Here is a 24014-nt window from a genome sequence, read left to right as displayed (position 1 = left end):
CCTGATAGGGGCAAATCCGACTGCCCCTATTCGTATCGGTTTCTGTAAATTTCACTTATATAATTCAATGCCCCAAATTGTAAAATCAGGGCAATTCCTTCTGTTTTATTACTTCCACATTGCGAGCCTTCGGAAACATAATACACAAAGCGTTTGGCATTGCGTTTTTGTAGGTCTTGTCTATCGGGCTTGCCTAATATCTCTGTTACCTTTTCTTGCGAAAGTCCCAAAAGTTTATCCTTTTGTTTTTCCAAAGAGGCAAGCATCTGCCAGCGAATATTCTGACAGCCCTTGCTATCGTTTTGCCAAAGAGTTTTGTCAAAGTTATCTAATTTTACTTCGGTTTTTTGGCAGGCGGTTAGCAGGAAAATTCCTACCATCCACAGAAAAAATATACGCATAGCTTATCGTATTTTGGGCAAAGATACAAAAAGTAGTATTTTTAGAGCAATTTCAAAAGAAAACACACTAATTTCTGATTTTGTTATTCCGACACAATTGAAAATCTGTATAGTTTTCTGTAACTTTGGCGAAAAAACTTTTGATGAAAAAAACTGCTTTACCCGAAACCGAAAAAATTATTTTAGGCATAGACCCTGGCACTCGCATTATGGGGTATGGCGTGCTTAAAATTTTGGGTAAAAAAATAGAAGTTTTGCAATATGGTGTAATTCAGTTGGAAAAGTATGATAGTCAGGCTCTAAAACTCAAAAAAATTTACGAAAGAGTAACACAACTGGTAGAAGAGTTTTTGCCTGATGAAGTTGCTTTGGAAGCACCTTTTTACGGAAAAAATGTACAATCTATGCTCAAATTGGGCAGAGCCCAAGGCGTAGCAATGACAGCGGCATTGATGAGAGAAATTCCCATCACCGAATACGCTCCTTTGAAGGTTAAACAATCCGTAACGGGCAAGGGGCGTGCCAGCAAACAAGAACTAGCCCTTATGCTGGAAAAAATTTTGAACATTCAGTTTGCTGATGATACCCTCTTAGATGCCTCTGACGCATTAGGGGTGGCTTTGTGTCATCATTACCAAAATGGAGTAAAAACCACCAAACACAAAGGTTGGTCTGATTTTGTTAAAGAAAATGCTCATCTCATAAAAAAATGAATCTACAAAAACTTATTGCACAAATTCCACTGATTGCCATTTATGGCAATGAAAATCTTGAAATCAATACTATTCAATTTGATTCTCGCCAAATCGGAGAAGGTGATGTATTTGTGGCAACCCAAGGCACCCAAGTAGATGGACATAATTTTATAGAAAAAGCCATAGCGGCGGGGGCAAAAGCTATTGTTTGCGAAAAATTGCCCGAAAATTTACTTGCCCACATCACGTACATACATACCCCCGATAGTGCCGAGACTTTGGGCATTATGGCGAGTAATTTTTACGATAATCCTTCCCAAAAACTACGCTTGGTAGGTGTTACAGGAACAAATGGCAAAACAACCAATGTAACACTTTTATACCGACTTTTTAGAGGTTTGGGCTACCGAGTAGGTATGCTTTCAACGGTAGAAAATCTCATTAACGATAGGGTTTTGCCTGCTACCCACACTACTCCCGATGCCCTACAACTCAATGCTTTGCTTGCTCAAATGGTGCAAGAGGGTGTGCAGTTTGCCTTTATGGAGTCCAGCTCTCACGCCATTGTACAAAGACGCATAGCAGGATTGCACTATACAGGGGCAGTTTTTACCAATATTTCCCACGACCACTTAGATTTTCATAAAACTTTTGAAAACTACATCAAAGCCAAAAAGAAACTTTTTGATGACTTGCCTGCCTCGGCTTTTGCATTGAGCAATTTTGACGATAAAAGGGGAAGCATAATGCTTCAAAATACCCAAGCACGCAAATACAGCTTTGCTCTCAAATATCCTGCTGATTTCAAGGCGAAAATTTTGGATAATACTCTGCAAGGCTTGCTAATGGATTTTGAGGGTACGCAGGTATGGTGCAGACTCATAGGTGAATTTAATGCTTACAACCTTTTGAGCGTTTATGCTACGGCTATTCTTTTAGGCGAAGAGAAAGAGCGAATTTTACCTGTACTTTCCGAGCTTTACGCCGCCAAAGGCAGATTTGAACAAATTACAGATAAAAAGGGTAGAGTGGGCATTGTAGATTATGCTCATACCCCCGATGCCTTGGAAAATGTACTCAAAACCATTCAAGACTTACGGAAACCGCATCAAAAAATAATTACGATTGTAGGAGCAGGTGGCAATCGTGATGCAACCAAACGCCCCGCTATGGCTCAAATTGCTTGCAAATACTCTGATTTTGTAATACTTACCTCCGATAATCCACGTTTTGAAGAGCCAATGGCAATACTTGACGATATGCAGAAAGGGGTTTCTATTACCCAACGAAAAAAAGTTTTGGTAATAGAAAATCGCAAAGAAGCTATTGCAAAGGCTTGTGAGATGGCTGAAAATGAAGATATTATTTTGCTGGCGGGCAAAGGGCACGAAACTTATCAGGAAATCAAAGGGGTGAAATACGATTTTGATGATAAAAAAATATTAGCAGAAATCATGAATAATTAAAAGTGGATTGATATTTGCTTATTCTCATCTCAAAATCAAATGCTTGCCTATGAGCGAACTTGATGAACTCAAAACACTTTTGGAAGAGTACAATTTCAATAGATTAGAACCGATTGATTTTGCTACCTTTCAGGAATTGGTATGGTTTTATCCTATTTTAGCGGTGCTTTCTGCCGATAACAAAATTGATGGGGCGGAAAGAAATTTTTATTTAGAACAACTTGAAAAAAAGGCTCACCAAGAAGAAAATCTGCAAATTGGAACGCTCAAAAGAGAAGCAAGATACATTACCGAAAATTTAGCATTACTGGAAGACCTTTTTCTAAATGCTCTGAAAATTTTGGTAAAATCCAAAGGTTGGCAAAATGCCCTAATGGATAATATGCTCAATGCCGCCAAAGTAAGTTACGAACCTTGGCAGACAAAAACTTTGTATGGCGAAGCAGAAAATCATTTGAAATTTTCCAAAAAAGTTTTAGATTTGGTTTTGGAAGATGTATTAGACAAGAAAGAAAGAGTTTCGGAAGATGAACTTGCTGTCATTATCAATATTTTGCAAAAAACAGATGCCCTCAACGAGCGTAACCGAATGATTTTGGAAGTTTTTGAAAATTCACCTTAAAATACCAAATACTATGCTAAAACAACTCTCTTGGCGAATGGGACTACTATTTTTTCTTTTCGCCTTCGTTAGTGCCAAGGGGCAGTCGCTGTATGAAATTGTCTTTGAGGTTTCTGATATTACTTACAAAGCCTTTTTGGTCTATTTCAACGAGCAAGATGCTTATATGCGTGTAGGATACACCTACAAGGGCAAATACAATGTGGTTGATGTCAAATATCAATCTGTAACAGGACAAGAAGATGGCTACAATTATTTTGTAATGATAGGAAGCAATCCTCGCTTCATTACCACCCAAGACAAAGGGCAATCTTACAATCCCGACCATTTTATTTGGGTATGGAATGAGCAAAATCCTAACCAACTTCCTTATGTAACTGATGACCCCAACTTTGATGCTACCCACCTTATTCAGTGCAAATCTTACAAGGATATCAATCCCAAAGATATGACGGATAGTTATTTGCGTCAGTTCTTCCGTACCGATGAACCCGAATACCAAGCCTTGCGTAAGATGCGAGATGCGGCTTCAGGAGTGGTGAGCTACAATAACAACAATAATACAGGAAGCAACAATACTACGGGTAATAACAATACCACTGCGGGTAAATCTAAAATGCACTTATTGTTGGTTATCAATACAGACATTGGGGATATTGGGCAAAGCTGTGCCGTGGATCAGAGAGCAATGGAGGTAGAGTTCAGAGAGATTGCTAAAGCCGTAGGTATGCCATTTGAAAAATACATTATCAATGGAGAAAAATTTACCCGTGATAATGTAGAAAGAACCATCAAAAGTATGCAAGTTGGGGCAAATGATGTAGTCATTTTTTATTACAGCGGTCACGGCTTTCGCTGGTCTAACCAAACTGATAGATACCCCCAGTTAGATATGCGTTATTCAGAATATACGCCTCTTACTGAAAAAACCTCTTTACCTCTTTCTGCCGCCGCCCAAGCCATTACCGACAAAGGTGGCAGGCTCAATCTTATTCTGAGCGATTGTTGTAATTCCGATATTGGTAGAAACCAAATGACTTCTACAACTTTTATGGCAAGTCGTAGCTTTCAGGGGGCAGAAGTAGAAAAACTAAAAAAACTTTTTGTGAGTTCTCGTGGAACAATAATGATTACAGGTAGCTCGCCCGGTGAATATTCTTGGTGTAACATCAATGGTGGTTTTTTTACGTTGAGCTTTATTCAGGCACTTAAAGAAGAAATTGGCTATATGCGTACAGGAGAGCCTTCTTGGGAGCATATTGCCGAAAACGCTGTGAAAAGTACGCAATACAAAGCTAAAAATTGTAATGGCTGTAAGCCTCAAAATCCTGTTTCTATGGTTCGTGTTTCTCAAAGATAAAATGGTATGAAAGCATTTTGGTTTATTTTTTTAATAAGTTTGAGTATGCTTCCCGAAAAAGAAAAACATCCGATTTTTCACAAACACAAAAATATTATTGAGGAAGCTACCGAAGTGGCTTTGTACGAAGTGAAGGCTACGCCTATCCCTACCAAAGAACACGAAAAAGATAAAGTCTATTTGGGCGATTATGAAATGCTTAAAAAAATAGAAGTTTCCGCTGAAAGTGCCGAAAACTTGAAAAAAGCGGTATTAGATACTAACAATTATATCAGCGAAAAGAAAACTTGCCCAATGCAAGCCAAGTATGCCTTGAAATTTTCTAAAAAGAAGCACCATATTACCCTGATTATATCAGAGAATACCTGCGAAAAGATGATTATTTTTTCATCAGAAAAAGACATCAATAAGCACTATCACGATTTCAAAACACCCAATTCGCTTTATCCTTTGATAGAAAAATAGCCAATGTTTATGAAAAGACTTCTTTGGTTACTTGTTTTTATATCTTTCAGCCTTTTCAGCTGGGCTCAGCAGGTGCTTTCGGCTGAAAAGGTTTTACAAGAAGCTATGAAAGAGGCTCAAAAGAGAAATAAAAAGATTCTACTGATTTTTGAAGCCTCTTGGTGTGGCTGGTGCAAAAAGATGCAAAAGGCTCTGGAAGATGAGAGTTGTAAAGATTTTTTTCAAAAAAACTTTGTAATGAGCCGCTTGGTGATAAATGAGTTTGGCGAAAAGAAAAGTTTAGAAAATTCGGGTGCCGAGGCGTATCTGGAAAAATGGGGTGGGAAAAATCACGGCATACCCTATTGGGTGATTTTGGATAGCAGGGGCAATCTGCTTGAAGACTCTAAAATGAGTAATGGTGAGAATATTGGCTGTCCTGCCCAGCCCGAAGAGGTAGAAGCCTTTATAGAAAAACTGAAGCGAACTACTAAAATCAGCGAAAAAGAGCTTGTCAAAATTAAGGAAAGGTTTTTAGCCAATCGCTAATAGGTAGCTCTTTATTTTACCCACTTTTCAACTTCTTGGGGTGAAAGTTTGAACAGGCAAATCCTGCCGAATCGTCCTGCTACAAAGGTTTTCCCCACAATAGCTATGCCGCCGTCAGTGGTGAGGGTAAGGCTACCTATTTGGAAAGTATTGGCAGAACCAAAGTATTGTGTGCGTATCAGGTTGCCAGTGGCTTCATCATATACAAAAAGAACAATTTGCCCATTTTTGGTATCTGTAAGGTATAAAAGCACGTTTCTTTGGGCAATAGTTGCTCTGCGAATCACAACACGAGCAAACTTTGATATTTCGGGCAATACGTTTCCTCTGAAACTTGTATTGGTATAAATACCATTGAGAGCTACTTCTGCTCTTGGTATAAAGACCGTTTCGCCATCGGCATTGTAACGAGCCATAGCGAAAGTATTACCACTAATTTGTACCATAGCACTGATAGCGGCATCGTAGCTATTGCCATTGATAATGCCTTTGGGTTCGCTACCAGCAGAAGCCAAATCATCACTCATTACAGCAATATTGGAAAGGCGAAAAGCTGTAAAAAACAAATCATTTCCTCCTCTACTGCTCATAAGCATTGGTAAAGGGGTACGTACCCTACGCAAATGCCTATCTATACGTTCTTCAATAAAAGTATTGTCTTGGTTGTAGTATTGTTTGCTTCGCAAAATATTGCCATTGGGGGAGCCAGTAGAAACTATCGTATTTTGAGAATTTTGGGGATAAGATACAAAACCATAGTTGCCGTCAGGTAAAGCATTGGCTACCAAGCCACGTATAAGGTTATATTTGGCAAGTTCTTGGGGATTTTGCGTAGCAGAAAGCCTTACAGGCTTCAAGCTATCGTTTTGGGCAGAGCAAAAAAATTCAAAGTTGCCGTCAGTTGAAGGCAAAAGTTCAGAAATAGGCGTAACATAGTTTTCCCTTGCCAGATATTCCCATTCAAATTTGCCATCGGGCTGAACTTTCATCAAGTATACAGCAGGGAAAGGAGAAAAACCATTACTTGCGTATTCGCCTAAAATTAGATAGCCACCATCGGTAGTTTGCTTAATATCTAAGGGGGTAAAATTTTGGTCAAAATTGTTGTTTTCGTAGATTTTCACAAAAACCTCTTCGGGCTTAATTTCTTTATTTTTGGAAATATCACAAGCCCAAAGGCTCAAGATACCGAGTATTATGCTGAAAAACTTTTTCATACGTTTCAATGTTTTGTTTGTTAGGGTCTTACTCTCCTGAAAGAAGAAACTTGCAAAAACTTCATAGGAAAAACACAATAAAACTCCATTTGTATATTTTGCAAAGTCATATCATCAAGGGCATCTAAAACGCCAATCATACGTTGGTCTGAATAGCGATTGAGGCGATTGGTGATATTATTCAGACCTTGTTTGTAGTTGAGTTCCAAGCCCAAACGTACATTACCAAGTTCTGTGCTAATGCCGCCCCCCAAGTACCAAATCCATTGAGAGGTAATAAATAGATTTTTAGCACCAATCACAGGCGATTCGTTTTGTATAGGATTATTTGCTCCTGAGGCTCTATCAAAGCTCTCTATTTCAATGTATTTATCTGCCTTGATGAGCATACCATAGCCAATACCGCCTTGAACGTAAGGCTTAAAGGCTTGGCGGAGTACATCAAAGCGTACCAGCAAAGGCAATTCCAAATAATTGAGCCGAATACGATGGTTGTAACGCAAATCCAGAAAGTTATTATCTTGCCCTTGCCACTGGTAAGCCACCTCATAGCCAACATTCATATTGTTGTAGGTAGGTTGGAAGCTGGCAGAGAAGTTTGTCAGGAAGTTGAAATCTACCCTTGCACCTGCTTGCAGACCTAATCTGCGAAAGCCGTCATACTCTTTATTCACGCTATTGCCATTGGTAAATTCTAAAACATCGTAGCGTTTCAGGGGGAGAGCTTTCCCCAAATTTACGCCTGCGTGAATACCAATCCACCACTGCGAGTCATCAAAACTACCAAGATAGTCTTTTTTAGGGGGTTTGTAAGTTCGCCTTTGGGCGATAGTTTCTGCCGAAATGGTGCAAAAGAAAAATCCCAAAATAATGTGCAAAAGTGTTCGCATACGAATAGCCCTTTATTTGTATTACGTAAGAAAATACAATTTGTTTCGATTCAAAAAAAATATTTTGCAATCTGACAAAAAGACTGAAAAATTGTCAGTTTTTCTGACATATTATTTTAGCCATTACAAAGAATATTGCAGTAGTAATAAGCTCAAAATCTTTGAAAATGACAAGTTTTAAGCATTTTTGCTCGTCTGAGCTTTGCGTCTATTTGTCCTTAAAAATTACATTGGCATATAAAATGCTATGCTATGGTTGCAACCTTTCAGAAAAGCATTTCCTTAAACCTAAAATTCATAATCAGTATGGGAAAAAATAAATTGAAAATTACTCCGCTTGCCGACAGAGTTCTGGTAGAACCTGCCGAGGCTGAAACTAAAACTGCTTCTGGTATCATTATCCCTGACAATGCCAAAGAAAAACCCCAAAGAGGCGTGGTAGTTGCCGTAGGTAAAGGCAAAAAAGATGAGCCTATGACCGTAAAAGAAGGCGATACCGTGCTTTATGGCAAATATGCAGGTACCGAAATCACTGTTGATGGCAAAGAGTACCTCATTATGCGTGAATCTGATATTTTCGCAATTCTCTAATTTTTTACACTTTAATCTTTTCTCATTTTTTAACCCCAAAAAACGCAAACAACTATGGCTAAAAGAATAGTTTTTGATTCTGATGCAAGAGAAAAACTAAAAAAAGGTATTGATGCCCTTGCAAACGCAGTAAAAGTAACACTTGGTCCTAAGGGCAGAAATGTTATTTTAGATAAAAAATATGGTTCTCCTGCTATTACCAAAGATGGTGTAACCGTTGCCAAAGATATTGAACTCAAAGATGCTATTGAAAATATGGGAGCTCAACTTTTGAAAGAAGTAGCTTCCAAAACTGCTGATATGGCAGGAGACGGTACCACTACTGCTACTGTACTTGCTCAGGCTATCTTTACAGCAGGTCTGAAAAACGTTACTGCTGGTGCAAACCCTATGGATTTGAAGCGTGGTATTGATAAAGCGGTAGCGGCAGTAGTAGAAAACCTCAAAAAACAATCCAAAGAAGTAAAAGGTGAAAAAGAAATCGCCCAAGTAGCTACTATTTCTGCCAATAACGACGAAGAAATCGGTAACCTCATTGCCGAAGCAATGAAAAAAGTTGGCAAAGACGGAGTGATTACCATTGAAGAAGCCAAAGGAACTGCTAATGAACTCAAAACCGTAGAGGGAATGCAGTTTGATAGAGGCTATCTTTCTCCTTACTTTGTAACCAATACCGAAAAAATGCAGGCAGAATTGGATAAGCCTTATTTGCTTATCACTGAAAAGAAAATTTCTTCTATGAAAGAAATTTTGCCTGTATTGGAGCAAGTAGCTCAATCTGGCAGACCTTTGCTCATCATTGCCGAAGATGTAGAAGGCGATGCTTTGGCTACCCTTGTAGTGAATCGCTTGCGTGGTACGCTCAAAGTATGTGCTGTAAAAGCTCCAGGCTTCGGTGATAGAAGAAAAGCAATGCTTCAAGATATTGCTATCCTTACTGGTGGCGAAGTGATTTCAGAAGAAAGAGGCTTTACACTAGAAAGTGCAGGCTTGTATCTTGGAGAAGCCGCTCGTGTGATTGTAGATAAAGATAACACGACTATTGTAGATGGCAAAGGCAAAAAAGATGCTGTAAAAGCTCGTATCAATGAAATAAAAGCTCAAATTGAAACCACTACTTCCGACTACGACAGAGAAAAACTTCAAGAGCGTTTGGCAAAACTTTCTGGCGGTGTAGCTATCCTTTATGTAGGTGCCGCTACCGAAGTAGCAATGAAAGAGAAAAAAGATAGAATGGACGATGCCCTTCACGCTACTCGTGCCGCTATTGCCGAAGGTATTGTTCCCGGTGGTGGTGTAGCTTTGGTAAGAGCTTTGGAAGCCCTTGATGCCGTAAAAGTAGATAACGAAGACCAAAGAACAGGAGTAAATATTATCCGTCAGGCTTTGGAAGCTCCTCTCAGAACTATCGTAGCCAATGCAGGTCTTGAAAGTTCTGTAATTTTGAACAAAGTAAAAGAGGGTAAAAAAGACTTTGGCTTCAATGCTCGTACCAACGAATTTGAGCATATGTTTGAAGCGGGTATCATAGACCCTACCAAAGTTACCCGTCTGGCTCTTGAAAATGCCGCTTCTATTGCTGGCTTGCTCCTTACTACTGAGTGTGTAGTAGCTGATGAACCAGAAGAGAACAAAGCTCCTGCAATGCCCGGCGGTATGGGCGGAATGGACGGAATGATGTAAGCCGTACTTCAATCCAGTTATATCCAACAAAAGACTTTCCTGAACAAGGAAAGTCTTTTTGTTTTTTCGTTAAGTAATCTCTGTATTTCGTTAAAAATTTTTTACATTCCGTTAAATACTCGTCTTTCCTACAAGCCTTTCCAACTTATTTTGGGGTATGTTTGTCATTAAATTCAAAAACAATGAAAAATCTCCAAATTTTCGGATTAAGTTTTTTTGTAGCTGTTTTTGCTACACTCGGTTGTAAGAAAAAGGACACCACAGAACCTCTTACTTTCACAAGTATAAGTGTTTTGGAAGGCAATGTAAATGATGAAATTACGCTTTCGGGTAGTGGAATGAGTACCAATGCAATAGTAAAGTTTGGCGAAGTGGAAGCCACAGAAAAATCGGGGGGTGGTAAAAATCTTAAAGTAAAAGTCCCTAATGGCTCAACAAGAGGCAAAATTAGCATTTCGCAAGGGGGAATAACTTTGGAATCGGAGCAGAACTTTACAACCAAAAATTATATTCAAGTACTCACTAACGCTGCGGGCAATTCCTACAATTACGATATTCCCTTATATTACGATAATGATAATAAAAAGATTTGGTTCAAAAAAGATATTGGACAAAATGGGGGCACACAAGTAAGTAGCACCCCTGCAACTTACAGAGATGCTGCCTATGTAACTTGGCAACAAGCACTTAATATTTGCCCGCAAGGTTGGCGATTACCAAGCAAATCAGATTTTCAACAGTTAGCCCCTAGTGGTTCTTCGACTGCAAATCTTATTGGTTTGGGAATACTAACAAGCCCCGATTATTTTAATATGCAATATAATGGCTATTTAGTTTTTTCAGTTCCTCAACTTTGGCACGAAGGCAATATTGGCTATCTATGGACTTCCACAGAAGATGCTGACTTTCCAAGTCAAGCAGTTGTACTAACTTTGACTAAATCCAACACCGGAACACCATTTTACTTTGCATTTTCTAATAAAGCGACTGGCGTATGCGTGCGTTGTGTGAAAAATATTCCTTAAAATAAAACTCAAAATGAGAAAAGTAAAAGTAGGCTTCTGTTTGGTATTCTTTCTGCTTAATTTCTCTGTATTTGCTCAATACAATGTGGAAGAGCTAACGGGTACTTGGGTAATTGATGTAGCGGCTTCAGAAAAAATCGCAAGCAAAGAGGATATAGAGCATTATTTCAGAGGTGAATTTGCTGAAATTTTCAAAACCATTGAATATGAGTTCTTCAGAGAAGATAATCGTCAGTATTTCATTAGGCGTAGAAAACCAGTGGGCAAACCTGTGGTATCAAGCGATAAGGTTTACTGCAATATTTATAGTATGGATTTATTCCACGTTGGAGAGAAATGGTATAAAATTTTAGAGTTCAGCAAAGATAAGCTCGTTTTAGAGTATAGAGATGATACGGGCTTACATCACTTTTTTGTAAATAAAATTGTGCTTAAAAGAAAAAAATAGCGAAATATCATTTAGCCTAAATTTTGAGATTGTCTAATATTTTGAATGTAAATCTATTGGTAGGTCCAAAGGTTCAGAAAATTGAATGCTTCAAGGGTTTGCAAGTTCAAACTAAAATTTCAAACTTGCCAATCTTCAACTTTTCAAACCTGCTTTCATAAATGTTGGGCAAGTTCTCTGTAAAAGTCTTTAATAGTTTTCAGAAAATAGAAAAAAATTATGCAAAAAAGACCCCAACTTTTTATATTGCCTATATTAGCTTTGGCTTTTGCGGCAATTTCTGGCGGGCTTCGCCCTGCTGTATTGGGTACCCTCAAAGACCCAAGAGATGGTAAAACCTATAAAACCACAATGATAGGTAAAAAAGAATGGATGGCTCAAAACCTGAATTACCAAATGGAAGGTTCTTTTGCTATCAATAACAATGAAACTTTTTCCGAAAAAATGGGAAGGCTCTACACTTGGAAGGCGGTAGAAAGTAAAAACCTTTGTCCCAAAGGCTGGCACGTACCCACAAGTAAAGAATGGCAAGAGGCTTTGAAAACGCTAAAACTAAAACCCTACAAAAAAGACGTTGAGGATACCCCAGCCACAGAGTTTTACAAAGAGGCGGTTCCGCTTTTTGAAAAAATTGAATTTACAGACAAAAGTTCATTTGCAGGGATTTACCACGATATTACCAGCGAACCAGAGTTCAAATACACAAACAATTTGGGAATGTTTTGGACAAGCACCCCTGCTCCTAAAGCTTTGGGCAGAAATACGGCTGTTGTTATCACCTTCTACAATGAAGAGTATGAAGGGGAAAAAGGTGTAGTTATCTATGGAACGAATTTTAGAGATAATTTAGCAATGAGTTGCCGCTGTGTAAAAGATTGACTTTCCAAAGCAGTTTTTGCTAAGCATTAAATAACCCTTCAAATCAATATTTTTGTATGAAAAAAATAGTTCTTTCAGTTTGGGTGTTTTTATTTGCCTTTGTAGCATTTTCGCAAGAGGCAACCAATGCCTACGGCGTAAAAATCAACTTACCTAAGGGTTGGAAGGTGGTTGATAACAGCCAACAATCGTGGAGTTTTATTTCGGCTCGCCACCCCCAAAAAAATGCTTCTATTCAGATTGAAAGTTTTACAGGCAATAATGACGAAATATCTCTCAAAATCAGTAGCTTTTTCAAAGCACAAGCCAAATTAGCTTATGTTTCACCTGAAAAACTTGGTGATGACTACATCGACGAAAATATGAAAGTGGTGAAAAAACCAGAAAAGGGTTTGAACTTTTTTGTTTTGGAAATGAATGGCGATGCTACAAACGAAAATGGTGAAAAGGGTTGGACACTCGTATATGTAACTAAAATGGGCAACAAAATTATCCTATTTGGAGCAGTAGAGCGTTACAAAGGCAAACCCGAATTTCAGAATGTGATACGAAACGCCTTTGAAAGCATTAGCAAATAATTTTCATCAAAATTGAATACACACAAAGGAACTTGTTTCTATCTTTTGTATTTTTGCGATGGCTTACAAGCCATCGCAATTTTTTTGAAATCATCAAGTTGGCAAATGAAAATAGCTCTTGTTGGCACAGGAAATGTAGCTTGGCATCTTGCCAATGCTTTCAGGCAAACTGCTCATCAAATTGTAGAAGTATATGGCAGAGATAGCCAAAAAGCCAATGAATTAGCAGGCTATCTAAACGCTTTTCATCAAGAAAGCCTTGATTTCCAAGAAAGTCAAGCGGAAATTATTTTGCTTGCAGTTTCGGATAATGCTTTGCCAGAAATTATTAGGCAGATACAGCTAACCAGCTACCAAATTGTTGCTCATACTTCGGGAAGTACCCCTATGGCAGTTTTTGAAAATTTACAAAATCAAGCGAACTTTGGTGTGTTTTATCCTTTACAAACCTTTTCTAAAACGAGAAAAGTTGCAATGCGAGAAGTACCTTTTTGCATTGAGGGCAATTCTACCCAAACCATTACTTGCTTGAAGGCATTAGCAGAAGCAATTAGCCCAAAAGTGTATTTGATTGGTTCAGATGAGAGGCTTAAATTGCATTTGGCGGCAGTTTTTGCAAATAATTTTGTCAATCATCTGCTTGGTATTTCACAAGAAATTCTAAGAAATGAAAACTTGCCATTTGAATTGCTCAAGCCGCTTATTCAAGAAACCTTTTCAAAAGCAATAGAAGCAGAAAATATCTTTGCTATTCAGACGGGACCTGCCCGCCGCAACGACCAAATCATCATTCAAAAGCACCTGCAACTGCTTGAAAGCGATAAGCTGAAACAGAAAATTTACGAAATTATTTCGGAAAGTATCAGAAGCAAGCACAAGCCTTAACCCTCTCTACTATTTTCTACTTTATCGTAGGCTTGGATAATTGCTTTTACGAGGCGGTGGCGAACTACATCGCGGGCATCAAGCTCTACCACGGCAATTCCTTCAATATTTTGAAGTATCCGAAGGGCATCGGTAAGTCCTGAACGCTGTTTGCTGGGCAAATCAATTTGCGATTGGTCGCCTGTTACAATTACTTTGGAGTTTGCTCCCATACGAGTCAGAAACATTTTCATTTGCATAGGGGTAGTGTTCTGAGCCTCATCAAGCAAGATAAAAGCATCGCTAAGGGTTCGCCCACGCATATACGCAAGAGGAGCAATTTCAATGATACGATTTTCAAGATAAAATTTGAGCTTTTCAGCTTGAATCATATCGTCGAGAGCATCGTAAATAGGACGCAAGTAGGGATCTACTTTTTCTTTCAAATCGCCGGGCAAAAAGCCTAAATTTTCGCCTGCTTCTACGGCAGGGCGAGTGATGATAATTTTTTTGACTTGCTTATTTTTAAGAGCTTGCACCGCCAAAGCTACTGCAATATACGTTTTACCTGTACCTGCGGGTCCTAATGCAAAAACTAAATCGTTTTCCATAGAAGCCTTTACCATGAGGGCTTGGTTTTGGGTACGTGGCTTGATACCGAAACCTTTTGTTCCGTACAAAATAACTTCTTCACGGATTTTTTCAAGGCTACTGCTTTCTTTCTGCTCCTTATCGTTCTGAACGATAAGTTCTTCAATATTTTGAGGTGTAATTTTACCAAACTTATGGTAGTGTGTCAGAAGGGCATTGATAATGGCATTGATTTTTAGAATTTCAGGGGTTTGCCCTTGTATGCGAATTTCATTGCCACGTGAAAGAATTTTGCTTGTTGGAAAAGCCGCCGCTATTTGTTTGATATGGCTATTTTCCGCTCCCAAGAAATCTACCAAGGGTATATTTTCCAGTGTGATAATTTTTTCTATCAAAGATTACCGATTTTTAGGTGAAACCATTAAGACACGATAAATCAAACTTGTCTAAAACTTACAAACACAGGTTTGAACTTTGAACTTCAAACCTTAGACCTTTCAATAAATCCTTAAACTTGGTGCTAAAATAAAGAAATTTTTGCTTATTTGCTTACAAATTTTGCATAAAAATTACGACAATGCACGTAGCTATTCACGGAAAAGTTTTTCAGAAAGAAATACGCAAGTATATCCAAGATTTATTTGTATGTTTAAGAAAGCACAATATTGAGGCTTGTGTTTCTGCAAGTTTTTACAAAGTTTTGAAAAAGTCTTTGATAAAGCACGTTCCTGAAAATATTTATGAAAAGCCCAGTGAGCTAAAAAATTGTCAATTTTTTTTGAGTTTGGGTGGCGATGGAACTCTTTTGGAGGCGGTTACTCACGTGGGAGCTTTGGAAATTCCAATTGTGGGCATCAATACGGGCAGATTAGGCTTTTTGGCTACTCACGCTCCTTTGCAAATCAAAAGCCTCTTGAAAAACCTTACAGAAGGGTTTTATAGCATTGAAGAAAGGACACTTCTGCATTTAGAAAGCAATAAAGATATTTTTGAAGGCTATCCTTTTGCCCTCAACGATTTCACTATCACCAAACGCGATACTGCCTCAATGATTACGGTGCATACCTACATAGACGGCGAATATCTAAACTCCTACTGGGCAGACGGCTTGATTATAGCCACGCCTACGGGTTCTACGGGGTATTCTTTGAGCTGTGGCGGACCTTTGATTTTGCCACGTTCAAGCAATTTTGTGATTACACCTGTAAGCCCCCACAACCTTACGGTACGTCCTATGGTTATTTCTGACGAAAGTGTTATTTCTTTTGAAATAGAGGGTAGAAGTAAAAATTTTTTGGTTTCCTTAGATTCTCGCTCCCGTGTGATAGATGCTTCAGTTCAGCTTGCTATTAGCAAAGAGAAATTCAAAGCAAAGCTCGTAAAAGCCAATGACACCAATTTTTTGGATACTTTACGAAGCAAGCTTAATTGGGGTTGGGACGCAAGGAATTAAAATCTATTGCAAAGTCTGATTATACAACACTTGCAAAAGTGTTTGCCCTACGGCTTTGAGGGTAGTTTTATCAATAATTTGAATGTTATCTGCCTGCGTATGATGATGTGCAGGGAAAGAACTTTCATAATTGATAATATCAATCATTGGAATTTTGGCATCACGATTTACGTAGAAGTGGTCGTCCATAATACCGCCTTGCATAGGTGTTTTTTGATTGATAAAAAAGTTACCATAACCTAAGCGTTGGGCTGTTTGCCATACTTCTTGTACAATTCCTTCGGCATACTGCACAGAAAAAGGCTCATGATAAAATTTAGCACCTTTTGCCCCCACCATATCCAACAAAATGCCAAAATAAGCTGAATAATTGGGAGTATGCTTATTTTTTGACCAATATTGCGAACCCAGACACCACGTAGAATTGCTGTGGTCTTCTTCTTTATAGCCTTCGGGGGTGCCGTCGTCTTCCAAATCAAAAAAGATTACATCAATGCCAATTTGGGGCTTTTCGGGAGCATTTTGGATAGTTCGTAGAATTTCCAAAATAACAGCTACACCACTGGCACCATCATCGGCGGCATCAATAGGTTTTTTATGAAGAGTTGTATCTTTTTCTTTATCCGAAAAGCGTCTACTATCCCAATGAGCCGCCAGCAGTATGCGTTTGCTTGCTTGTGGGTTGATACTGCCAATGATATTTTTGCCGTTCCAAGTTTTTTTATCAAAAGAAGTTGCCTGAAACTCTTGTATTTGAGTAGTAGCACCTAATTTTTGTAAAGTTTTTACCAAATAATCGGCACATTGGCGGTGAGCTTCCGAATTGGGTACTCGCGGACCGAAAGCTAATTGCTTTTCAATATAAGCAAAAGCACTATCCGCATTAAATTCGGGGGCTTTTACCAAGGGTTTGGTGTTTTGGGGAGGGTTGTTTGTATTGTTTTCGTTAGGAGTTTCGGTGTTGGTGTTGTTGGCAGTACAAGACCACAAAGCCATCAGCAAAAGGAAAGCAGAAAAAGTTTTTTTTAGCATATGGATAGCGTTTCAAAAGAAAATAAAAACCTTACAGACTTTACATCAGCCCATAAGGTTTGCAAGAAAAAATATTTTTTTAATCTCTCAAATCTACTTCATTGACATTGGGGTACTTGCGTTTATCAAAGTTGAAATAGTTGTCATCAACTTGCACATCATACGCAATGGTATTGATAATGTATTTGGAGCAATTCTGATTTTTTTCAAAAATTTCCCAACTCTTGATGCTTCGGGTTTTTTTATTGATAACTAAGCGAATTTTGAAAACTTTTTTACTTCTATCGGTAGGTTGAAGGTCTATTTCCTCATACACTTTACCATTCTCGGTAAATTCGCGAATGAAAACGTATTTGTAATCTTTCTTGTAAAGTTTGATAACTTTTTCAGGCGTTACGAAAGAGTCATCATCGGGGGTATAATCGGAAATGCTTACTTCGTTAGCATCTTTCAGGTAAGTCCAAACGGTTTTGCCATTGTTGTAAATTTCTTGGTTGGCAAGTTTGAGCTTGAACTTATTTTTTTTCATTACAAAAGTACCTTTGGCTTCGTCTTTGGTTTTATTGACTTCATTACGAAATTCATAGGTAAAATCGGCTTGCAGGGCTTTGGCAGATGAAAATTTATTTTCCACCTCTGCAAGTATCTGACGAGCCCTATCTTCGGGAGGAGTTACTTGCTTGGGCTGTGCGATAGCCTCACAAATTCCTAAAAAAGCAATTATTGCGAAGGTCTTTTTCATTGTTTTTTACGTTAAAAAATCTTTACAAATTTACTACCCTAATAGACACAATTCAAGTGAAAAAGTTTAATGAAACTTACTTTATTTCCAAACAATGCCTACTTTGCGTAATTGTGCTTTGATGAAGTTCTTGATTTTTTCTTTGGTATTGGTGGCAATTTTTTTAGTAAGAGCGTCATCGGGGCGAGGTTTGAATACCGTATCGTGATATTTTACGGCATCGGCTCGTTCTTTGGTATAAAAATAGGTATAAATGGATTTTCTTGTCATTCCCGCAGGAACATTGATTTTATTGTACCCGTGATAAGAAATTTCGTTGGTTTCAAAAATAACAGCTCTGTTGAATAGTGGAGCTACTTTTTTCTCGCAGGCAGTCATATGGGCGTTCCACATTTCCAAATCGCCACCATATTCGGGCTTCCAGTCCTTATTCATATAAATAAGCATATTGAGCCTGCGATGTACATTTTGAGAAGGGTGGATATTGAAATCAATATGAATATCCAAAAAACTACCATTTTTACCTTCGTGTAAGCCACAGCCCAGATGGTCGTTGGTAATGAAAACATCTGCAATGCCTGTAACTTTAGAAACCCACTCGGCAACTTCTTGGCTCATCAGTACCTTGCGAATTTCATTGAAAGCAGGGTGAAAATCATCAAAATTTGCCCCTTCCGATTTATTTTCGTTGATGCCATCGTAATGTTTGGCTAATTTTTCGGTAGGAGGGAAATTATCGTGAAGTATATTAGCAAATTCTTCTTTCAGAAAATTATCCATTACCAGATGCTTGTAAGGCTTGGCATTTTGGAAGGATTTTTGCAGCTCAGCAATTTTTTCTGCCGAAAAATATTCGTTATTCAAATAGTCTAAAGCCGAAACAAGAGTAGTTTGCATAGAAAAACAAAATTTTTACAAATATAAACGTTTTTTGCAGAAAAAACATAGAAAAAAATTGTGAAAAATTAGAAATGCTTTATATTTGCTTTTGGAGCTATTAGTTTTATACTGCAAAATAGCTTGTGGGAAGTTTTCCTTCTAAATCCTTGAAAATCATTTTCATCTTGGTATCGTTTTGCGTTTGCTTATGAAAAAACACAAATTTACAAAGGAGTATGAGCTAAAGGCATCGGTGAAAATGCTTTATCCTTATTTTTCTACTGCCATTGGTTTGCAAGAATGGTTTGCTGATGAGGTACAAAGCATAGATACACATACGTATCGCTTTCATTGGGATAATGAAGACCATATCGGTACGATTGCCTCACAAAGAATGGGAAAATCTATTAAATTTGAATTTGATAAACATAAAAACTCTGAAAACCCGTCTTATATTGAATTTCGCTTAGACCATAACGACCTCACCAATTCCACTTTTATTCGCATTACCGATTATTCTGATGAAACAGACGAAGAAGAACTAAACGAACTTTGGGACGGACTGATTCATAAACTTAAAGAAATTGTTGGCGGTTAGTTTCAGACTTTTCTTGTAAATTTGCAGAAAAACTCGCTTTAATGCCGCTTCTACGCATCAAGAAAATAGATTGGCTTATCTTGAAGGCATTTGTTCCTTCGTTTTTGCTTACGTATTTCGTAGTGGTTTTTCTGCTACTTATACAAATGATAATGAGCTACCTTGATGAGTTTGTAGGCAAAGATATAGGGGCTTTCACTTTCTCCAAAATGTTGTATTATTTTGCTTTAAGCCTAACACCAATGGCTTTGCCGCTGGCGGTTTTGCTTTCGGCTCTTATGGCTTATGGCAATTTGGGCGAGCATTTTGAACTAACCGCTATCAAGAGTGCGGGGGTTTCGCTTACGCGTACTTTACGCCCTATTGGTGTTTTTGCCCTTTTGGTTTCAGCGGTTTCTTTTTGGTTTAGCAATAAAGTAGTACCTTATGCCAATATCAAGGCATACAGCACGCTCTACAATGTAAAACAAACCAAAGCTACTCTTGATTTGAAAGAGGGGATTTTTTATGACGGCATACCCAATTATAGCATCAAGGTAAGCAAAAAGTACCCTGATGGCAAGAGCCTAAAAAATGTAATTATCTACTCTCATCAAGATTTCAGGGGCAACAAAGATGTAGTAATTGCCGACTCGGGCAGAATGTATACAATTTTAGATGGAGCGTATCTGGTAATGGAACTTTTCAATGGTAATGCTTACAGCGAACACAACGACGGCACAGGGCAAAGCAATGTCAAATTTATCCGAAATCAGTACAAAAAGACAAAACTGGTTTTGAGCCTTGCCGCTTTTAGGAAAAGCAATATTTCCGACTCGCTTTTTCGCTACCACCGCTTAATGAAAAACGTTGTTGAACTTCGTAGAGAGATAGATTCTTTCAAGAGGGAAATCGTAAAAGCCAAAGAAAAAAGTAAATCCGAAGTGCCTACGTATTATGTTCATCATCAAAAGCCTCTTCCACAAGATAGCTTTTCCAAACTTACTTTCAACTATAAACTTCATTTTTCACCCAAACAAGTAGATTCTTTTTGGCAAAAACGCTTTGATAGCACCACTACAACACTTATTTTGCAGAGGGCATTGAACCAAGCTCGTAGTGTGAAAGGCTTTTTAGAATTTCGTAGAGGCAATTTGTTTCATAAAACCAATGAAATTCGTGAGCATTATACAGAGTTGCACAAAAAATTTACCTTTGCACTTGCCTGTTTTATGATGTTTCTGATAGGGGCTCCTTTGGGTTCTATTATCAAGAAGGGCGGTTTGGGCATACCTATTTTGGTATCGGTATTTTTCTTTATTTTGTACTATGTGGTAAATATGCTTTTTGAAAAATGGGTGAAAGAGGGTGTTATGGAGGCTTGGGCAATGTGGATACCCAATCTTATTTTTTTGGTTTTTGGGATATTCTTTTTCAATCAGGCTCGTAAAGATTCTCGTCTTTTTGAGTTTGAAATGTATCGGATTTGGTTTGAAAGATTTAGTGAAAAATTCAAAAAAAATAAAACGCCTACAACGCAATGAAAGCATTAGTTCTTACTGAAAACGAAGTTGAAATTCAGGACGTAGCCGTACCCGAGCCTCAAGAAGGGGAAGTTTTGGTGAAAGTTTTGTATGCGGCACTCAATCGCCGCGACCAGTGGATACGAGTGGGTTTGTATCCGGGCATTCAGCAAGGGGCAATTTTAGGCTCTGACGCTTGCGGTATTGTGGAAAAAGTTGGTTCCGCCAAAGATACTGCTTGGATAGGTAAAAAAGTTATCATCAATCCAAATGTAAATTGGGGGGAAGATGCTCGCCACCCACAACTTTCTTACACCATTTTAGGAATGCCTACCAATGGCACTTTTGCCGAGTACGTATGTGTGCCTGTGCATAGATTACACGAAAAGCCTGCTCATCTCTCGGATAATGAAGCGGCGGCTTTGCCGCTGGCGGCTCTTACAGCGTATAGAGCTTGCTTTTACAAAGGTGAAATTTCAGCAGGTAAAAATGTGCTTGTAACAGGTGCAGGAGGAGGAGTAGCTCAATTTGCCGCTCAATTTGCTTCTGCGGTGAGGGCAAATGTTTGGGTAACTTCCAGTAGCGAGGCTCAAATTCAACTTTTGCAAAAAAAGGCAAATATCAAAGGCGGTGTGCTTTATACCAAAGTAGATTGGCACAAAGATTTATTCAAACTTACCGAAAAGGAAGGTTTTGATGTAATTATTGATAGTGCAGGCGGAAACGATTTTAATTTACTGATTAAACTTTGTAAAATGTCGGGGATAATTGTTACTTATGGAGCAACTCTCGGCACGGCTAAAATTGATATACCAAGCCTTTTTTTCCGTCAGGCTACTATCAAAGGCTCTACAATGGGCAATGACCAAGAATTTGCAGATATGGTGCAATTTGTAAGCAAACATCAAATTTTTCCTATGGTAGATTCGGTACGCCCTTTCGGGGCTATTGTAGAGGCTCTTAACGATATGGCTATGGGAAAAATAAAAGGGAAAATTGTGATAGAAATGTAACCTTGTACCAATGGAAGTTTCTCAAAACCTTGCAGAAAGCTATAAAAATCAGTACAAGTCTGAAAGAGCAGAATGGCGGAATTTATCAGCTAAATACAAAGTCCAAAATATTCTTTGGCTTACGCAAGATATGCAATTTGAGCGAGTTTTGGAGGTAGGAGCAGGCGATGGCAGTATTCTGGCTTGGCTCAATCAGGCTCATTTTGCCCCCAACTTGTATGCTTTGGAGATTTCGGAGAGCGGTTTGGAGAAAATTAAAGAGAAAAATCTTGCCAATTTGCAAGAAGCACGACTTTTTGATGGCTACCATATCCCTTATCCCGATAATTTTTTTGATTTAGTGATTTGCTCTCACGTGCTTGAACACGTAGAATTTGAGCGGGCTTTGCTCAGAGAAATCAAAAGGGTTTCGCGTCATCAGGTTTTTGAAGTTCCGATTGATTTTTCTTTTTTTGTAGATAAGAAAATCAAGCATTTTCTTTCTTACGGGCATATCAATATTTACACACCTGCACTTTTTCGCTTTCTTTTGCTTTCTGAAAATTTTACTATCTTGAAAGACCGCTATACACTACTTGCGGGCGATATTTTACAAATGAGCTACCCCACACAGCCTTTGAAGCGTTGGGTTATCAGAGCCAAGCAGTTTTTACTGAAAATCTTTCCTACTTTGCTAAAAATCAAGCCCAATGCGTATAGCGTGCTTACTGCTAAAACTGATAAGGAATTGAAAATTTTGTAGCAAAGTTTATTCTTTGAGCAAGGTATTCATTAGCTCATTGAATTCTTGTCGCCAAGTTTTGTAGTATTCGCCCGTACCAGGACCCGAAAAACCTGTATGAATTTTGCGAACTTTGCCTTTTTTATCTATGAAAATGGTAGTAGGGTACGAAAAAATGCCATTGAGCATAGGGAGTGTTTTTTCGGCTACACCTTTTTCATTGGTGCCTGCAATCAGAAAATCATACTCTACATTAAAGCGTTTTACGACTTTTTCCACCATTTTTTTTGCGTATTCAAAATCGGGTTTTCTTTCGTAAGCCAAGCCAATAATTGCAACAGGCTTTTTCTTGTTTTTTCTGTACCATTCGGCAAGGAAAGCGGTTTCGTCCATACAATTAGGACACCAAGAGCCAAAAATCTGCAAAATCACCACTTTGTTTCGGTATTTTTCGTCTGCAAGTGAAACTTTTTTACCCGAAAGGTCAGGAAAGCTAAATTCAATCTTATCATAGCCTTCTTTGAGATAAGTAATTTTGGAAGCATCAGGCAAAGTAGCATTTTCGTTTCGGCGGGCTGTCCAAGTGGCTTGTTTATTCATTGCCGACCAAAACTCGCCTTTGAGTTCATTATTTTCAAAATTTGCTTTGAAAAGAAAGGCAAAAGCCCCATCAAAAGTGGAAAGGTACAAAGCATTGTCTTTTACATTCCCTTCCAAAAAGCGGTAGTCGCCTGTGGTAGTGAGAAAAGTGCCTGTTATCTTGCCTGTTTTGGTATCGTGCTTGAAAAGAGCTATGGCAGGGTAGGTTCTACCTTCCGAATTGGTAAAATTCACTTCCCATTTGCCCGAAAAATCTATTTGTGAAGGTTTGTTTTCAGCAAAAAAACGATATTTTTCGCCAAAATAGGCTTTCAGAGCTTGCGAGGTTTGGTTGTAGTGGCGTTTGTACGCACCGCTCATTTGCTTGCCTTCCAGTCGCAGAGCCAAACAAGCATCAAAAGTATTCATTGGCACAAAAATAGAATCTTTCCCTTCGGAAACTACCACTTCGTCAAAATCAATGCTTTCTTCGCTGTTGTGTATGCGAAGCAGAAATTTTTTATTTTTTTGTAAAATTTCAGCATTGAAGGGTATGCCTCCACCCGCATTTTCCAAAACAAAACGCCAAGCACCTGTGGGTAAATTCTGAGAAAAAAGTGTGATAGGTAAAAGAAAAATCCAAAACACTCGTTTCATAAGTGAATTTTTTTTGCAATTTACGGAAATTTACTGCATAACGCCGAAAAAAGCATTTTGTTTTTTCTGAAAGCCTTTCTAAATTGCAAAACTTTCTTTTCTGAAAATATTTTAGAAAACTCAACAACAATTATCAAACCACCAACTTGGCTATGGCAAGAATTTTAACAGGTATTCAGAGTTCGGGCAGACCGCATTTGGGAAATCTTTTGGGGGCAATTTTGCCTGCTATTGAAATGTCCAAAAATTCAGCAAACGAATCTTTTTTCTTTATTGCCGATTTTCATTCGCTTACGACTATCAAAAATGCACAAGAGCGTATTCAGAACACGCAAGCCATAGCGGCGGCTTGGCTGGCTTTTGGCTTTGATACAGAAAAAAATTATTTTTATCGCCAATCGCGTATCCCCGAAGTTTGCGAACTGACTTGGTATTTGAATTGTTTTACACCCTATCCGATGCTCGCCAATGCTCATTCTTTCAAAGATAAATCCGAAAACCTTGCAGATGTCAATGCAGGTCTTTTTGATTATCC

The 24014-nt window shown here is 38.4% G+C and carries 27 protein-coding genes; 19 read left to right on the top strand and 8 right to left on the bottom strand.

Translation table 11 applies throughout. From position 1 onward, the window contains the following. Window positions 1-26 precede the first annotated feature (26 nt). On the bottom strand, window positions 27-401 hold the full coding sequence (locus ACWITO_RS09705) for a hypothetical protein (protein WP_448529796.1): 375 nt from the start codon (window positions 399-401) through the stop codon (window positions 27-29). Window positions 402-544: 143 nt separating this feature from the next. Here ACWITO_RS09705 and ruvC point away from each other — a divergent pair, with 143 nt between their 5' ends. The 6 genes from ruvC to ACWITO_RS09675 are packed head-to-tail and all read left to right on the top strand — an operon-like array spanning window position 545 to window position 5537. Continuing rightward, entirely contained in the window at window positions 545-1114 is a 570-nt protein-coding gene (gene ruvC / locus ACWITO_RS09700) for a crossover junction endodeoxyribonuclease RuvC (protein ID WP_448529795.1), read from the top strand. Continuing rightward, window positions 1111-2562: a UDP-N-acetylmuramoyl-L-alanyl-D-glutamate--2,6-diaminopimelate ligase gene (locus tag ACWITO_RS09695; RefSeq protein ID WP_448529794.1), complete on the top strand. Its 1452-nt coding sequence runs from the start codon at window positions 1111-1113 to the stop codon at window positions 2560-2562. Before ruvC ends, ACWITO_RS09695 begins: the two co-directional genes overlap by 4 nt. A 49-nt stretch (window positions 2563-2611) precedes the next feature. Next, window positions 2612-3184, top strand: a complete 573-nt coding sequence (locus tag ACWITO_RS09690) for a hypothetical protein (protein WP_448529793.1) — start codon at window positions 2612-2614, stop codon at window positions 3182-3184. Window positions 3185-3197: 13 nt separating this feature from the next. Further along, window positions 3198-4544 carry a caspase family protein gene (locus ACWITO_RS09685; RefSeq protein WP_448529792.1) on the top strand — a complete coding sequence of 449 codons (1347 nt, stop codon included), beginning with the start codon at window positions 3198-3200 and terminating at the stop codon, window positions 4542-4544. 6 nt (window positions 4545-4550) lie between these two features. Next, window positions 4551-5009, top strand: coding sequence for a hypothetical protein (locus ACWITO_RS09680; protein WP_448529791.1), 459 nt, complete (start codon window positions 4551-4553; stop codon window positions 5007-5009). 9 nt (window positions 5010-5018) lie between these two features. Further along, window positions 5019-5537, top strand: coding sequence for a thioredoxin family protein (locus ACWITO_RS09675; protein ID WP_448529790.1), 519 nt, complete (start codon window positions 5019-5021; stop codon window positions 5535-5537). A gap of 11 nt (window positions 5538-5548) precedes the next feature. Here ACWITO_RS09675 and ACWITO_RS09670 read toward each other — a convergent pair whose 3' ends face one another. Together ACWITO_RS09670 and ACWITO_RS09665 are read right to left on the bottom strand one after the other, a co-directional pair. Next, on the bottom strand, window positions 5549-6754 hold the full coding sequence (locus ACWITO_RS09670; protein WP_448529789.1) for a hypothetical protein: 1206 nt from the start codon (window positions 6752-6754) through the stop codon (window positions 5549-5551). A gap of 20 nt (window positions 6755-6774) precedes the next feature. Beyond that, the gene (locus ACWITO_RS09665; RefSeq protein WP_448529788.1) at window positions 6775-7644 is read right to left on the bottom strand and encodes an outer membrane beta-barrel protein; all 870 of its coding nucleotides are present in this window, start codon (window positions 7642-7644) and stop codon (window positions 6775-6777) included. A 306-nt stretch (window positions 7645-7950) separates the two neighbouring features. On the opposite strand from ACWITO_RS09665, the gene ACWITO_RS09660 reads away from it, so the two are divergent. The 7 genes from ACWITO_RS09660 to ACWITO_RS09630 all read left to right on the top strand — a co-directional run bounded on the left by ACWITO_RS09660 (window position 7951) and on the right by ACWITO_RS09630 (window position 13733). Next, on the top strand, window positions 7951-8235 hold the full coding sequence (locus tag ACWITO_RS09660) for a co-chaperone GroES (protein ID WP_448529787.1): 285 nt from the start codon (window positions 7951-7953) through the stop codon (window positions 8233-8235). Window positions 8236-8289: 54 nt separating this feature from the next. Further along, a complete protein-coding gene (gene groL, locus ACWITO_RS09655) occupies window positions 8290-9918 on the top strand; it encodes a chaperonin GroEL (RefSeq protein WP_448529786.1) in 1629 nt (542 codons plus the stop codon). A gap of 182 nt (window positions 9919-10100) precedes the next feature. Continuing rightward, the gene (locus ACWITO_RS09650) at window positions 10101-10943 is read left to right on the top strand and encodes an FISUMP domain-containing protein (RefSeq protein ID WP_448529785.1); all 843 of its coding nucleotides are present in this window, start codon (window positions 10101-10103) and stop codon (window positions 10941-10943) included. Between the two features lie 13 nt (window positions 10944-10956). Continuing rightward, on the top strand, window positions 10957-11391 hold the full coding sequence (locus ACWITO_RS09645) for a hypothetical protein (RefSeq protein WP_448529784.1): 435 nt from the start codon (window positions 10957-10959) through the stop codon (window positions 11389-11391). 219 nt (window positions 11392-11610) lie between these two features. Beyond that, entirely contained in the window at window positions 11611-12270 is a 660-nt protein-coding gene (locus tag ACWITO_RS09640; protein ID WP_448529783.1) for an FISUMP domain-containing protein, read from the top strand. Window positions 12271-12326: 56 nt separating this feature from the next. Further along, a complete protein-coding gene (locus tag ACWITO_RS09635; protein ID WP_448529782.1) occupies window positions 12327-12848 on the top strand; it encodes a hypothetical protein in 522 nt (173 codons plus the stop codon). Between the two features lie 105 nt (window positions 12849-12953). After that, the gene (locus tag ACWITO_RS09630) at window positions 12954-13733 is read left to right on the top strand and encodes a Rossmann-like and DUF2520 domain-containing protein (RefSeq protein ID WP_448529781.1); all 780 of its coding nucleotides are present in this window, start codon (window positions 12954-12956) and stop codon (window positions 13731-13733) included. Here ACWITO_RS09630 and ACWITO_RS09625 read toward each other — a convergent pair. Next, window positions 13730-14698 (bottom strand): PhoH family protein, encoded by a 969-nt coding sequence (locus ACWITO_RS09625; protein WP_448529780.1) that lies wholly within the window; start codon window positions 14696-14698, stop codon window positions 13730-13732. The genes ACWITO_RS09630 and ACWITO_RS09625 overlap by 4 nt on opposite strands. A 182-nt stretch (window positions 14699-14880) precedes the next feature. On the opposite strand from ACWITO_RS09625, the gene ACWITO_RS09620 reads away from it, so the two are divergent. Then, window positions 14881-15756, top strand: a complete 876-nt coding sequence (locus tag ACWITO_RS09620) for an NAD kinase (RefSeq protein WP_448529779.1) — start codon at window positions 14881-14883, stop codon at window positions 15754-15756. Between the two features lie 3 nt (window positions 15757-15759). On the opposite strand, the gene ACWITO_RS09615 is transcribed toward ACWITO_RS09620, so the two are convergent. The 3 genes from ACWITO_RS09615 to ACWITO_RS09605 form a co-directional block, all read right to left on the bottom strand. Continuing rightward, the gene (locus tag ACWITO_RS09615; protein WP_448529778.1) at window positions 15760-16788 is read right to left on the bottom strand and encodes a M28 family peptidase; all 1029 of its coding nucleotides are present in this window, start codon (window positions 16786-16788) and stop codon (window positions 15760-15762) included. Between the two features lie 79 nt (window positions 16789-16867). Further along, entirely contained in the window at window positions 16868-17530 is a 663-nt protein-coding gene (locus ACWITO_RS09610; protein WP_448529777.1) for a LolA family protein, read from the bottom strand. An 81-nt stretch (window positions 17531-17611) separates the two neighbouring features. Further along, entirely contained in the window at window positions 17612-18427 is an 816-nt protein-coding gene (locus ACWITO_RS09605; RefSeq protein ID WP_448529776.1) for a 2OG-Fe(II) oxygenase, read from the bottom strand. 190 nt (window positions 18428-18617) lie between these two features. Between ACWITO_RS09605 and ACWITO_RS09600 the strand changes: the two genes are divergently transcribed. The 4 genes from ACWITO_RS09600 to ACWITO_RS09585 are packed head-to-tail and all read left to right on the top strand — an operon-like array spanning window position 18618 to window position 22264. Then, window positions 18618-19007 (top strand): START-like domain-containing protein, encoded by a 390-nt coding sequence (locus tag ACWITO_RS09600; protein ID WP_448529775.1) that lies wholly within the window; start codon window positions 18618-18620, stop codon window positions 19005-19007. Window positions 19008-19048: 41 nt separating this feature from the next. Further along, window positions 19049-20530, top strand: coding sequence for an LptF/LptG family permease (locus ACWITO_RS09595; RefSeq protein ID WP_448529774.1), 1482 nt, complete (start codon window positions 19049-19051; stop codon window positions 20528-20530). Next, a complete protein-coding gene (locus ACWITO_RS09590) occupies window positions 20527-21522 on the top strand; it encodes a zinc-binding dehydrogenase (RefSeq protein ID WP_448529773.1) in 996 nt (331 codons plus the stop codon). The genes ACWITO_RS09595 and ACWITO_RS09590 overlap by 4 nt, the downstream gene beginning before the upstream one ends. Window positions 21523-21532: 10 nt before the next feature. After that, the gene (locus tag ACWITO_RS09585) at window positions 21533-22264 is read left to right on the top strand and encodes a class I SAM-dependent methyltransferase (RefSeq protein WP_448529772.1); all 732 of its coding nucleotides are present in this window, start codon (window positions 21533-21535) and stop codon (window positions 22262-22264) included. A gap of 6 nt (window positions 22265-22270) precedes the next feature. On the opposite strand, the gene ACWITO_RS09580 is transcribed toward ACWITO_RS09585, so the two are convergent. Next, window positions 22271-23479 (bottom strand): peroxiredoxin family protein, encoded by a 1209-nt coding sequence (locus tag ACWITO_RS09580; RefSeq protein ID WP_448529771.1) that lies wholly within the window; start codon window positions 23477-23479, stop codon window positions 22271-22273. Between the two features lie 152 nt (window positions 23480-23631). Here ACWITO_RS09580 and ACWITO_RS09575 point away from each other — a divergent pair. After that, a partial coding sequence (locus ACWITO_RS09575) for a tryptophan--tRNA ligase (protein WP_448529770.1) occupies window positions 23632-24014 on the top strand: 383 nt, incomplete at its 3' end.

Source organism: Raineya sp., assembly GCF_053497555.1.
This window is presented reverse-complemented; position numbering and strand designations above follow the sequence as displayed.

Bases quoted from the DNA above. Each gene is read 5' to 3' on its own strand.
- ACWITO_RS09705 (WP_448529796.1), bottom strand. From the start codon at position 401: ATGCGTATATTTTTTCTGTGGATGGTAGGAATTTTCCTGCTAACCGCC.
- ruvC (WP_448529795.1), top strand. From the start codon at position 545: ATGAAAAAAACTGCTTTACCCGAAACCGAAAAAATTATTTTAGGCATA.
- ACWITO_RS09695 (WP_448529794.1), top strand. From the start codon at position 1,111: ATGAATCTACAAAAACTTATTGCACAAATTCCACTGATTGCCATTTAT.
- ACWITO_RS09690 (WP_448529793.1), top strand. From the start codon at position 2,612: ATGAGCGAACTTGATGAACTCAAAACACTTTTGGAAGAGTACAATTTC.
- ACWITO_RS09685 (WP_448529792.1), top strand. From the start codon at position 3,198: ATGCTAAAACAACTCTCTTGGCGAATGGGACTACTATTTTTTCTTTTC.
- ACWITO_RS09680 (WP_448529791.1), top strand. From the start codon at position 4,551: ATGAAAGCATTTTGGTTTATTTTTTTAATAAGTTTGAGTATGCTTCCC.
- ACWITO_RS09675 (WP_448529790.1), top strand. From the start codon at position 5,019: ATGAAAAGACTTCTTTGGTTACTTGTTTTTATATCTTTCAGCCTTTTC.
- ACWITO_RS09670 (WP_448529789.1), bottom strand. From the start codon at position 6,754: ATGAAAAAGTTTTTCAGCATAATACTCGGTATCTTGAGCCTTTGGGCT.
- ACWITO_RS09665 (WP_448529788.1), bottom strand. From the start codon at position 7,644: ATGCGAACACTTTTGCACATTATTTTGGGATTTTTCTTTTGCACCATT.
- ACWITO_RS09660 (WP_448529787.1), top strand. From the start codon at position 7,951: ATGGGAAAAAATAAATTGAAAATTACTCCGCTTGCCGACAGAGTTCTG.
- groL (WP_448529786.1), top strand. From the start codon at position 8,290: ATGGCTAAAAGAATAGTTTTTGATTCTGATGCAAGAGAAAAACTAAAA.
- ACWITO_RS09650 (WP_448529785.1), top strand. From the start codon at position 10,101: ATGAAAAATCTCCAAATTTTCGGATTAAGTTTTTTTGTAGCTGTTTTT.
- ACWITO_RS09645 (WP_448529784.1), top strand. From the start codon at position 10,957: ATGAGAAAAGTAAAAGTAGGCTTCTGTTTGGTATTCTTTCTGCTTAAT.
- ACWITO_RS09640 (WP_448529783.1), top strand. From the start codon at position 11,611: ATGCAAAAAAGACCCCAACTTTTTATATTGCCTATATTAGCTTTGGCT.
- ACWITO_RS09635 (WP_448529782.1), top strand. From the start codon at position 12,327: ATGAAAAAAATAGTTCTTTCAGTTTGGGTGTTTTTATTTGCCTTTGTA.
- ACWITO_RS09630 (WP_448529781.1), top strand. From the start codon at position 12,954: ATGAAAATAGCTCTTGTTGGCACAGGAAATGTAGCTTGGCATCTTGCC.
- ACWITO_RS09620 (WP_448529779.1), top strand. From the start codon at position 14,881: ATGCACGTAGCTATTCACGGAAAAGTTTTTCAGAAAGAAATACGCAAG.
- ACWITO_RS09615 (WP_448529778.1), bottom strand. From the start codon at position 16,788: ATGCTAAAAAAAACTTTTTCTGCTTTCCTTTTGCTGATGGCTTTGTGG.
- ACWITO_RS09610 (WP_448529777.1), bottom strand. From the start codon at position 17,530: ATGAAAAAGACCTTCGCAATAATTGCTTTTTTAGGAATTTGTGAGGCT.
- ACWITO_RS09605 (WP_448529776.1), bottom strand. From the start codon at position 18,427: ATGCAAACTACTCTTGTTTCGGCTTTAGACTATTTGAATAACGAATAT.
- ACWITO_RS09600 (WP_448529775.1), top strand. From the start codon at position 18,618: ATGAAAAAACACAAATTTACAAAGGAGTATGAGCTAAAGGCATCGGTG.
- ACWITO_RS09595 (WP_448529774.1), top strand. From the start codon at position 19,049: ATGCCGCTTCTACGCATCAAGAAAATAGATTGGCTTATCTTGAAGGCA.
- ACWITO_RS09590 (WP_448529773.1), top strand. From the start codon at position 20,527: ATGAAAGCATTAGTTCTTACTGAAAACGAAGTTGAAATTCAGGACGTA.
- ACWITO_RS09585 (WP_448529772.1), top strand. From the start codon at position 21,533: ATGGAAGTTTCTCAAAACCTTGCAGAAAGCTATAAAAATCAGTACAAG.
- ACWITO_RS09580 (WP_448529771.1), bottom strand. From the start codon at position 23,479: ATGAAACGAGTGTTTTGGATTTTTCTTTTACCTATCACACTTTTTTCT.